This window comes from Dactylosporangium sp. NPDC049742 (assembly GCF_040674675.1).
Taxonomy (GTDB): Bacteria; Actinomycetota; Actinomycetes; order Mycobacteriales; family Micromonosporaceae; genus Dactylosporangium; species Dactylosporangium maewongense.
Map to the genome: position 1 here is coordinate 74437 of NZ_JBFANF010000062.1, position 6000 is coordinate 80436.

At 72.5% G+C, this 6000-nt stretch carries 6 protein-coding genes; all 6 read right to left on the reverse strand.

The genetic code is table 11. The annotated features are described in order from the left end of the window. Positions 1-18: 18 nt before the first annotated feature. Complete coding sequence (locus AB0J72_RS46395) at positions 19-813, reverse strand: hypothetical protein (protein WP_363411996.1); 795 nt, start codon at positions 811-813, stop codon at positions 19-21. A 101-nt stretch (positions 814-914) separates the two neighbouring features. Continuing rightward, positions 915-1961, reverse strand: a complete 1047-nt coding sequence (locus AB0J72_RS46400) for an acyltransferase (protein ID WP_363411998.1) — start codon at positions 1959-1961, stop codon at positions 915-917. A 130-nt stretch (positions 1962-2091) separates the two neighbouring features. After that, positions 2092-2613 (reverse strand): thioredoxin domain-containing protein, encoded by a 522-nt coding sequence (locus AB0J72_RS46405; RefSeq protein WP_363412000.1) that lies wholly within the window; start codon positions 2611-2613, stop codon positions 2092-2094. 448 nt (positions 2614-3061) lie between these two features. Continuing rightward, the gene (locus AB0J72_RS46410; protein WP_363412002.1) at positions 3062-4144 is read right to left on the reverse strand and encodes an FHA domain-containing protein; all 1083 of its coding nucleotides are present in this window, start codon (positions 4142-4144) and stop codon (positions 3062-3064) included. Between the two features lie 210 nt (positions 4145-4354). After that, positions 4355-4870 carry a DUF2199 domain-containing protein gene (locus AB0J72_RS46415; protein WP_363412004.1) on the reverse strand — a complete coding sequence of 172 codons (516 nt, stop codon included), beginning with the start codon at positions 4868-4870 and terminating at the stop codon, positions 4355-4357. Positions 4871-4997: 127 nt separating this feature from the next. After that, entirely contained in the window at positions 4998-5804 is an 807-nt protein-coding gene (gene proC, locus AB0J72_RS46420) for a pyrroline-5-carboxylate reductase (protein WP_344506291.1), read from the reverse strand. Between the last annotated feature and the right edge of the window lie 196 nt (positions 5805-6000).

Genomic DNA, 6000 nt, shown 5'->3' on the forward strand with positions numbered 1-6000 from the left:
CGACGCACACGTGCCTGTTCATGCCTTGCTCGCGGTACGACGGAGACGCTGCAACCGGGCGCCGAACAGCGCCTCGGATCCGTCCAGGCGTTCCTGTGCCCTGATCGCCGCCGCGGCGCGGTCCGCGGTGTCGGCGTCCAGGTGCACGTCCAGCTCGGCCTGGGCCAGTTCGGCGACTGACTCAGGGGTGATCCCGGCGCCACCCGCGCCGGGGATGCTGGCGGCGAACCGCCACAGCAGCCGGCGGGCGTCGTGGGCGTCCTCGGGCAGCTGCGCCACCCGCTGGGCGACCTTGATCGCGCCGACGAGGAAGTCGACGCGGGCGCTGAGCGGCCCGACCACCCGGGTCTCCAGGGGCCAGGTGGACAGCGCGAGGAGCCCGCGCGCCGGTGACAGCAGGTCCGCGGTCAGCGCCGGGCAGAGGTAGTACGGCCGGCCGAACGGCTGGACGCGGAACGAGCGTTCCTCGTCGCGCCGCAGGCTGGTGAGGCGCGCCGCGACGAGTTCGCCCGGGAAGAAGGCGTCGTGGACGGCGATGATGAGCTTCGGCGCCGCCGGCACCGTGAGCAGGGTCAGCGCGTGATGCACCTGTTCCCGGATCGACAGCATCGGCTTGTGCACCGGCTGCGGCGCCGGCCTGGCCTGGTCCTCCAGGTCGGCGAGGGCGTCGTCCCAGGCGTGCTCCGCCTGGCGCAGCTCGGCCCGCAGGGCACGGGCCTGCATCCGGTCACCGGTGGTGGCGGCCCTTCGCAGCTCGCCACGCAACCGGTCGATCCGCCGCTCGAGCATCTCGATGGTGATCGGTTCGGACACGAACGGCACGGTAGCTGGTTCCAGCAAGTTCCAGCAAAGACCAGTGTCGGCGTGTCGTCTTGCAATTTCCGGTTCGTCCGGTTCGCCACCCGGCGGGTGGCCTACGCCGGTACCGGTTGCCGCTGGTCCTCCAGCCGGCCCGCCGGGACCCGGCCGGGCAGCGGGATGAGCTTCGGTTTGCGCCTGGCGGCGAGGTCCTCGACCCAGCCGAGCGCCAGGACCACGAGCGTGACCAGGGCGAACACGAGCACGACCTGGAGCAGGCCGCCGTACGGGCCGAGCAGCGACACGCCGGCGGCGACCGCCGCGAGCCGGACGGCGGTGATGACCGCCTCGTGCCACAGGTAGATGGTCAGCGCCCGCCGGTTGATCGCCTCGACGGCCGGCTCGGCGGCGCCCAGGCTCAGCGCGGCCGGCGCGGCGTTCAGCATCACCAGCAGGAACGCGGTCGACCACAGCACGTCGGCGACCGGGAGGTCGTTCATGTCGTACCCGCGCGGGCCGGGGTTGGTGTAGAGCATGAACAGACCGATGCCGCCCATGACCAGGCACGCCGGCCAGAGGATCTTCTTCGAGAGTCGCTGGAGGGTGCCGTCGTGGTGGGCGAAGCCGAGCATCCACATCGGCGCGTACATGAAGAAGTCGCGGATCATGCCGCCGCCGCCGTGCCCGGTCTCCCACAGTGCGACCAGGACGCCGAACGGCACGAGCACCGCCGGGATGGGTGCCTTGCGGTACAGCCACAGCAGTACCGGCGACGCGATGATGAACCAGAGGTAGGACCGGACGTACCAGATCTGGCTGAACCAGACGCCGCCCTTCTCCGACGTGGGCGGATCGTCGAGGGGCACGAACCACAGCACCAGGCGCCACGTGTGCTCGAGCCCGCCCATGAACGACATGAGGACGATGGCGAACGCGCCGAGCACCCAGAACGGCACGACGATGCGGCGCATGCGGCGCCCGATCGCCTTCAGCCCGAAGCCTTCGGATCGGTCGAGGGAGGCGGCCATGAGGGAGCCGCCGAGCGCGAACATCAGGCCCATGGCCGGGAACGCGACGGTCAGCCACGCGAAGCCGAGTGTGTGATAGGTCACCACCCGGACGATCGCGACGGCTCGCAGGAGGTCTACGTACCGGTTCCGCATCCCCTACAGGTTGCCCTGACGGTCTTAGCGGCAACCTTGGTTCAGCTCAAAATTGGCTGTGTTTATTCTCAAAGATCCTAGGGAGGACAACCCGTAACTCTTCCGGCAATCGACGCCGTTCACCCGGATCTCACCCGTTTACCCCTTCTCGACCGCGTTCGGTCGCCTGTACGGCCGCCCGCTCGATCGCCGTGACCAGCGAACCGAAGTCGAACCCGCCCTCGTGCGGGACGCCGTTGACGAAGAACGCCGGCGTCCGGGTCACCCCCGCGGCGCGCCCGGCGGCCAGGTCGGCGTCGACGCGTTCGTAGTGCACGCGGGTGCCGCCGGTGCCGGGGAGGCCGAACTGCTCCGCGTACCGGGACAGGTCCGGGTCCTCGAGGCTGTTCTGGTGCGACAGGAGCAACGCGTGCATGCCCCAGAACGATCCGGCGTCGGCGGCCGCCTCCGCGAGCAGCGCCGCCGGCATCGCCCGCGGGTGCTGGTCGACCAGCGGGAAGTGCCGGAACACGAAGCGCAACCGCTCGGCGAAGTGCAGCTGGAGGCGCTCCACGACACCGAACGCCCGGCCCGTGGACGGGCACTGGTAGTCCCCGTACTCGAGCAGGGTGAGCGGTGCGTCGGCCGGGCCCTGCGCGTGGTCGTTGTCCATCCGACGCACCTGCCCACCGCGGCATGCTCTAGTCGACCCGATCCGCTCCCAACCCCGGCGCCGCGGCCGCTTCACACCGCCCGCTCACATCTCCCGCGCCGCGCCCGCATCCCGGCCGACCCGCTCACAACCCCGGCGTCGCGGCCGCCTCCAGCGCTCACCACTCGCCCGCCGGCCCCGCCACGACCACGCGGCACGGCCGCTTTCTGCCGCCCGCTCACAACGCCGTGTCGCACCTGCCCCGTCGGCAACTCCCGCTCGCGCCTGCTTGCCCCACCCCTTGCCCGACAAATACGAAATGTCGGATAATTCCGGGCGCTTGCGCCTGGACTTATCCGGGCAGCGGCCGTCCGGGTCGCGTCAGGACTTCGGGCAGCGGGCGTCCGGATGTCTGCGGCCAGGACTTCTGACAGCTGTCGTCCGGGTGCTTGCGGCAGTTCCGGGGTGGCTACTGCTTGGGCAGGCGGAGGGCGATGGTGGGGGCGTCGGCCATGACCGAGTTGGGGGCGCCGCCCTTGGCGACGGAGGCCGGCGGGCGGTCGGCGCGGCCGACGGTGACCTCCGGGTACAGCTCGACCTCGTCCCACTCCCCCATCGCCTTGGGCTCGCCGCGGTGGAGGTCGACCTCGCGGGGCGGGACCGAGGAGCCGGTGCGGGCGAGCAGGCCGGCGCCGTTGGTGCTGACGTCGGTGACGAGGACCATGCCGTCGCGGAGCTCCAGGCGGACGTGGTTGCGGCTGACGCGGCGGGTGGACTCGTCGGTGAGCCAGTTGCCGATGGTGATGCCGCCGGGCTCGTCGGGGGCGCGGCCGACGACGACGGGGCGGGCGGAGGTGAGGGGGAAGCGGGCGCGGACGTTGCCGTCGATGCGGACCGCCATGGTCATGGCGACGGGGCGGGGCCCGGCGTCGATGAGGCGTTCGCCGTGGCGCGGGCAGACGGGGGCGCCGCTGGGCAGGGCCGGGGGTGGCTGGCCGGCGCCGGCCGCGGGCTGGCGGCCGAAGGTCGGGCAGTCGGTGGCGCCGCAGCGCCAGTACCGGCTGAGCACCGGATGCGGCCGCGGCGACGACCCCGTGGACGGGGCGAGGGTGAGCTCCATCCCGCCGGACGCGCCGGTGGTGAGGTACACCGGGCCGGGGTGGCCGGGCAGGGGCGTGCGGCTGATCAGCGGCAGGCCGGTCAGCGCGGCGACCTCCCGCGCCCTGGCGGCCGGCCGGGCGCCCGGCGGCAGCATCTCGATCAGCCCGTCGTCGGACCAGCGGCGCAGGACCATGCGCTCGTTGGACGTGAAGTCGGTGTCGGACATGGCGCCGCGTTCGGCCACGGCGTACAGGCCGACGCCGCCGTCGCCGAGCTGCCGGCTCAGGGCGTCGACGAACAAGCCGAGGCGCAGCAGGGCGGCCGGGCGGCCGCCGTCGAGGTCGACGCTGCGGGCCGCCTCCACCAGGTCGATGACCCCGCCGGCTGCGAGGGGGTCGACGCTCAGTCTCCGCTCGATCGCGTCGAGCGCGCGGCTGGTTTCGAATCGCACCCGGTTATCATGCCGCAAAGCCGCCGTCGACCACCTCTGCGGCCGACGGCGAGCTTCACGCCGCGCTCGTCGGCTGGGGAAGTGCACCGAGCGCGGGGCGCGCGACCGGAGGGGGGCCAGCCGGTCGCGGCATACATCAGCTTCACTACATGTGACGGTACGGGCACGGGATCGCCCCTGATACGGGTGAATGCCTGAATGAACGAACTGTCAGCCGCCGCAGGCGGCCGCGACCGCCGGCAGCTCGTGCGCGGGGATGCCGTCGCGCTGCCACACCGCCAGGGGGTGGTCGTGGTCGCGGATCTCGACGAGGGGCCGCAGGCCGGGCGGGCGGGTGTGGACCCGCACCCGCAGCCGGAGCGTCTCGGGGTGGCCGGGGATGCGGTTGGCGAGCTGGCCGAAGAACGGCGGTTCGGCGGCGCGGCCGGGGTCCTCCCACTGCTCGACGGCGCGGGCGAAGCCGGCGGGGCTGAGGCTGACCCAGACGCTGTACGTGAGCGCGCCCGGCTCCGCCGGGGAGCTGCTGCCGCGGACCGGGACCTCGATCAGGGCCCGGAGGAAGAAGTGCTGCTCATCGAGGTCGGGCAGCTCCACGAAGCAGAGCTCCTCCTCCAGGAACGACGCTCCCCCGCCACCCGGGACGCCCCAGGTGTCGGGGGCGGAGAACGACCACATGCTCGGCACGTCGCCGAGCTCCGTGCCGCAGCACGTACAGGTGACGGTCACCGGCAGATTCAACCACTCCGCGCGGCGATCTCCCGGGCGGCCTTTCAGCCGCCCTGCGCGGCGCGCTCGCGGACGGCCTTTCAGCCGCTCTGCGCGGCGAGCTCCCGGGCGCGGTCGCGGGCCGCTTTCAGCCGCTCTGTGCGGCGAGCTCCCGGGCGCGGTCGCGGGCCGCTTCGAGGGCGGCGAGGAACGCTGCCCGTACGCCATGGTTCTCCAGCTCACGGATGGCGTTGATGGTGGTGCCGGCCGGGGAGGTCACGGCCTCGCGGAGCTTGACGGGGTGCTCGCCCGACTCGCGCAGCATCACCGCCGAGCCGATCGCGGTCTGCACGATGAGGTCGTGCGCGACCTGGCGCGGCAGGCCGAGGAGGATGCCGGCGTCGGTCATCGCCTCGACGAGGAAGTAGAAGTACGCGGGGCCGGAGCCGGACAGGGCGGTGACGGCGTCCTGCTGCGACTCGGGGACGCGGATGGTGCGGCCGAGGGGGCGGAACATCTCCTCGGTGAGCGCGAGGTGCTCGGCGGTGGCGTGCGGGCCGGCCGAGATCGCGGTCATCGCCTCGTCGACGAGGGCGGGCGTGTTGGTCATCACGCGGACGACCGGGGTGCCGTCGGGCAGGTGCCTGGCGAAGAACGAGGTGGGCAGGCCGGCGCAGAGCGACACGACGAGCTTGCCCGGGGGCAGCTTGGGGCCGAGCTCCGCCAGCAGCGCGCCGGCGTCCTGCGGCTTCACCGCGACGGTGAGCACGTCGGCGGTCTGCAGCGCGGTGACGCTGTCCACGACCTGGATGCCGTAGCGCTCCTGCAGCTCCTTGGCCCGCTCGGGCCGGCGGGCGGTGGCCAGGAGCCGGTCGGCGGGCCAGCCGGCCCGCAGCAACCCGGACAGCAGCACCTCACCGAGCTTGCCCGCGCCGAGAACGGCGATGGTCCGCACGTACCCCACTCCTCAGTTCGACGAAAAGTTCGACGAAAAGTTCGACAAAGGTTCGACGAGAGTTCTCGACGAGAGTTCGAAGACGGACATGGCGCGGGGGCCGGCCGGTGCACCCGCGCCGCGGCGGGGGCCGCTGCGGGAGAATTACAAGGCGCCGGGGGAGCCAAGCAACCCGCGCCGCAGTTTATGATGAGTA